This is a genomic window from Sphingobium sp. IP1, assembly GCF_002708645.1.
GTDB classification, from domain to species: domain Bacteria; phylum Pseudomonadota; class Alphaproteobacteria; order Sphingomonadales; family Sphingomonadaceae; genus Sphingobium; species Sphingobium yanoikuyae.
Map to the genome: position 1 here is coordinate 1 of NZ_NOIW01000192.1, position 4,689 is coordinate 4,689.

The following is a 4,689-nucleotide window of genomic DNA, read 5'->3' on the forward strand; positions in this document are numbered from 1 at the left end:
CTCACCGGCGGGCTGGATGCGGGCCATGGCGAGATTCGGCGTGCCGTGGGGCCGGGTGCAGCCGCGCTGGTGCTGGTTGCCGACCGAATGCTCCGCTTTCCGTTATCGTAAGGCGACGCTACGGAAACCAGAAATTAAGCCGTTGCCGATAAGCAACAGGGCATGAACATTCTGTCATCGCATCCGCAAAAAAGCGCAGAAAAGCTAGGGTCTATTGCCTTAACCCGGCTGTGGCAGCATAATCACCCGCACGTCCCCACCGGCAAAAAGCCGCGCGGGCAGGAGAGGATTGACCATCATGACCAACAAGAGCCTTTGGGCATCGACCGCTGCGGTGATTGCGCTCGTCATGGGTGCAACCGGCGCGCAGGCGCAGGACGTCGCGGCACCGCAGGCCGCCGCCGAGCAGGATGCGGCGGAGATCATCGTCACCGCCACCCGCCGCGCCAGTCCGTTGTCGGACGTGCCGATCGCCGTGTCCGCCGTCAGCGCGCAAGCAATGCAGAATAGCGGCGCCAGCGACATCCGCACCCTCAACCAGCTCGCCCCTTCGCTGCTCGTTTCGTCCACCGGGTCCGAAGCCAATGCGTCGGCGCGTATCCGTGGCATCGGCACGGTCGGCGATAACCCCGGCCTCGAAAGCTCGGTCGCGGTGTTTATCGACGGCGTCTATCGTTCGCGTACCGGCGCGGGCCTCAACGAACTGGGCGAGATTGAGCGGGTCGAAGTGCTGCGCGGGCCGCAGGGCACATTGTTCGGCCGCAATGCGTCGGCGGGTCTGATCAACATCATCAGCAAGGCCCCCGAACAGACGTTTAGCGCCAAGGGTGAGATCACCTATGGCAATTATGATTATTGGCGGCTGTCGGGCCGGGTCACCGGGCCGATCGCTGATGGCATCGCGCTTAGCCTGGACGGCGTATGGTCCAAGCGCGATGGCTTCTACAAGCTGGTCGATACGACCGGCTCGACCGTGGGCGACACCAATGACCGTGATCGCTATTTCCTGCGCGGACAGGCGCTGATCGAGCCGAATGACGATCTGTCGATCCGCCTGATCGGCGATTATACCAATCGCGACGAAAGCTGCTGCGGCGCGGCCTATACCGAAGCGCGCGAGCGCCGCCCGGCCGCAGGTGGTGGCTATACCGATGCGCCGTTCAACCGCATCGCCGCGATCCTGGCAGGGCAGGGCAGCGTGATCGCCGCCGATCCCTATGATCGGGAACTGACCAGCACGCCCGGCCGCGACTATGTCAGCAAGCTCAAGGATTGGGGCGTTTCGGGCGAAATCAACTATGATCTGGGCGGCGTGAAGCTGACCAGCATCACCGCCTATCGCGATTACAAGTCGAGCGACTATGGCGATTATGACTATAATCGCGCCGACCTACTCTATCGCGATTCCAACACCTATCGTCAGTTCAAGACCTTCACGCAGGAATTGCGCGCGCAGGGTTCCGCCTTTGGCGACGCGCTCGATTGGTTGGTCGGTGGCTATTATGCCAATGAACGGCTGACCTTGCAGGATAATATCCGCTTCGGCGCGGACTATGGCCGCTTTGCTGCCTGCCGCCTGATGGCGGGTTCCGGGGTGAACAGCAATTTCACCGCACAGCAGCTCGCGGCGTGCGGCAGTGGCCTTGCCACCCAGCCGTTGATCGCAGGGACGCAGGCCAATCTCAACGCCGGGCTGACCGCGGCGCTCATCAATGCTGGCCTGCCAGCCGCCGTGGCCGCGGGCCAGGCGGGCGCGATCTCGACGGGCCTGGGCAATGGCCTGCGCGCGCTGGCCGCCATTCCGTCAGGCACCGGCGATACCGGCTCGATCTATCGCCAGAAGAGCGAGAATTGGGCGATCTTCACCCACAATATCATCCACGTCACCAACCGGCTCGATCTGACCTTGGGCCTGCGCTACACCCATGAAAGCAAGCGCTTCTCGGCGGACCTCAACAATAATAACGCGACTTGCGCGGCGTTCCAGTCTTCTGCTTTGCCAGGCCTGGCCACCAATCCGGCGCTGGGCAGCGCGGCAGCGCTGGCGGGCGGCATCCTGACCCTGGGGTGCCTCGGCAATGCCTCGACCAGCCTCAACGCGCTCGACCTCAATGACAAGATCAGCGACGGCGAATTGTCGGGTACGGCGGTCCTGTCGTGGAAGGCGACCGACGATCTGCTGCTCTATGGCAGCTATTCGAAGGGCTATAAGGCGGGCGGCTTCAACCTCGACCGCTTTCAGCTGGGATCGACCGGTCTCAATGCCATTCCGGCGGTCTTTTCGCCGCGCAGCAATGCCGACGTCGCCAGCCTGCGCTTCGCCGCTGAAAAGGTCGACGCATTCGAAATCGGCCTGAAATACAGCCAGCCCAAATGGAGCGCGAACGTCGCCGCCTTCCGCCAGGAGTTCAAGAATTTCCAGCTGAACACCTTTAACGGCACCAGCTTCGTCGTGCAGAATATCAATGGCTGCGACAGCGCGCTATCGGCGGCCCGCACCTGCGGCTCGGACGATGTCGGGCCTGGGCTGATCAGCCAGGGCGTCGAACTGGAAATGACCGCCACCCCTGCGCGCAATTTCCGCGTGACCGGCGGCTTCACCTATGCGGAAGCCAAGTTCGCCAGCCGTCTGGTCGGCAGCGGCGATGGCAGCGTGCCGCTTGACCCGGCCTTGTTCCTGTTGCCGGGTTCCATCAACAGCAATGCGCCCAAGATGGTGACGACCGCCAGCGCCGCCTGGACACCGGACATCGGCACGAGCGGCCTGTCGGCGCTCTTCTATGTCGATGGCCGCATGACCAGCGATTTCAACACCGGGTCTGACCTGTTCCCGGAGAAGAATCAGGACGGCTTCACCGTCGTCAATGCGCGCGTCGGGCTGCGTGGGCCGAACCAGCGCTGGGCGATCGAATTCTGGGGCCAGAATATCTTCAACCAGGATTATACCCAGGTGGCGTTCAGCAGCCCGCTCCAGTCGAGCAGCCCGGCCACATCGACCACCGGCCAGTTCGCCCAGGGTGCGCCGATGGCCAATCAGCTGATCTCCGCCTATCTCGCCGAACCGCGCACCTATGGCATCACGTTGCGGGGGAGTTTCTGATCATTCCCCGCCCGCTCTTGGGCACGGGGCGGGCGGGGGTTGGACGATTGCCGAACAGGGCGGTGCCGGCACGAATATCGGTCGCGCCCAGCATGATGGCGGTTTCATAATCGCCCGACATACCCATCGACAGGCGCGGGAGGCCCTCCTCCCGCGCCATTTTTGCGAGCAGCGCGAAATAGGGGGCGGGTTCGACGTCCGCCGGCGGGACGGCCATCAGGCCGAGCAGCGGAATATCCGCATCACGCGCAGCGGCGATCAGCGCGGGCACGTCGGCGATGGCGCAACCGCCCTTCTGTTCCTCCGCGCCGATATTGACCTGGATATAGCAGGGGACGCGCTTGCCCGCCGCGTCCATCGCCTTGGCCAGTGCAGTCAGCAGCGAGGGACGATCGAGGCTGTGGATGACGTCGAACAGGGCAACCGCATCGGCGGCCTTGTTCGATTGCAACTGGCCGACGAGATGCAGCGCGATATCGGGATGGTCTTCCCGCAGGGCGGGCCATTTCTCCTGGCTTTCCTGCACGCGATTTTCGCCGAACACGCGCTGCCCCGCCGCGATCAGCGGGCGGATGGCGTCGGCCTCTTGCGTCTTGGACACGGCGATCAGGGTGATATCCTCGCCGCTGCGATCGGTCAGGCGCGCGGCCCGATCGATGGCGTCGCGCAGGGCGGAAAGGCGGAGGGCGGCTTGCGGGCTGTCGGTCGTCATGCGCGCTGCTATAGGACAGGGTCATGACCCGCCGCCACCGCAAAAAACTGCCGACAATCTGGCTGATGACCGACGAGCGGGTCGCCGACACGGCGTTGCTGGCGGCGGTGGCGCGCTTGCCCAAGGGGCGAGCTGGAATCGTGTTCCGGCATTACCGGACGGAAGGGAAGGCGCGGCGGGCGTTGTTTGAAGCGGTGCGGCGCGTGGCGCGGCGGCGACGGCTGGTGCTGCTGCTGGCGGGTGATGGGCGGACGGCGGCCGCGTGGCGGGCCGATGGCTGGCATGGCCGCGACACCAGGCGGGCAGGGCGGCCGATGCTGCACAGCATGGCCGCGCATGACGCGCGCGAGATGACGGCCGCGCGGCGGGGCAGGGCGGACATGGTCTTCGTATCGCCCCTCTTCCCCACCCGATCGCATCCGGGGGCGGCCAGCTTGGGTCGGTTGCGCTTTACCGCCCTGGCGCGGCAGGCGGATAGGCCGGTGATGGCGCTGGGTGGGGTGCAGCCGGGACATCGGCGGATGCTGCGCGGGATCGGCGCGCATGGCTGGGCGGCGATCGATGGGCTGGTTTCAGAACGACCCATTATGGCGCGTCGGCCATGGGGTGGATATTCCAACACAGCTTTATCTTGAGTAGGCGCGCAGGATGACCATTGCGGGGTATCCGGCGCAATAAGCTGCATTCTTCTGCACCGGCATTCTGGCAGCCGCGAAAGCAGGACGCGCTGAGAGGATCGTCAGGATGACGACGCTCCAGCGTTTTCAACAGATGAAAAATGGTGCCAGAAGAGCTTTCGGCCGGGCGACCTAAGCGATTTATTTCGCAGTAAAATCATAGACTTACGAATTCGCCATGGGCAGCATTAGCATGCTTT

Annotated in this window: 3 protein-coding genes and 1 pseudogene; 3 read left to right on the forward strand and 1 reads right to left on the reverse strand. The window is 64.2% G+C overall.

What is annotated here, in order from left to right; translation table 11 throughout:
* Together CG471_RS31585 and CG471_RS28880 are read left to right on the forward strand one after the other, a co-directional pair.
* A pseudogene (locus CG471_RS31585) lies at window positions 1-111 on the forward strand (phosphoesterase); the annotation flags it as partial.
* Window positions 112-298: 187 nt separating this feature from the next.
* On the forward strand, window positions 299-3,100 hold the full coding sequence (locus CG471_RS28880) for a TonB-dependent receptor (RefSeq protein ID WP_099234555.1): 2,802 nt from the start codon (window positions 299-301) through the stop codon (window positions 3,098-3,100).
* Here the strand turns inward: CG471_RS28880 and CG471_RS28885 are convergent.
* The gene (locus CG471_RS28885; RefSeq protein ID WP_099234553.1) at window positions 3,078-3,812 is read right to left on the reverse strand and encodes a YggS family pyridoxal phosphate-dependent enzyme; all 735 of its coding nucleotides are present in this window, start codon (window positions 3,810-3,812) and stop codon (window positions 3,078-3,080) included. The two genes, CG471_RS28880 and CG471_RS28885, sit on opposite strands and share 23 nt — an antisense overlap.
* Window positions 3,813-3,835: 23 nt before the next feature.
* Here CG471_RS28885 and CG471_RS28890 point away from each other — a divergent pair, with 23 nt between their 5' ends.
* Window positions 3,836-4,447 carry a thiamine phosphate synthase gene (locus CG471_RS28890; protein WP_099234554.1) on the forward strand — a complete coding sequence of 204 codons (612 nt, stop codon included), beginning with the start codon at window positions 3,836-3,838 and terminating at the stop codon, window positions 4,445-4,447.
* Window positions 4,448-4,689: the final 242 nt, after the last annotated feature.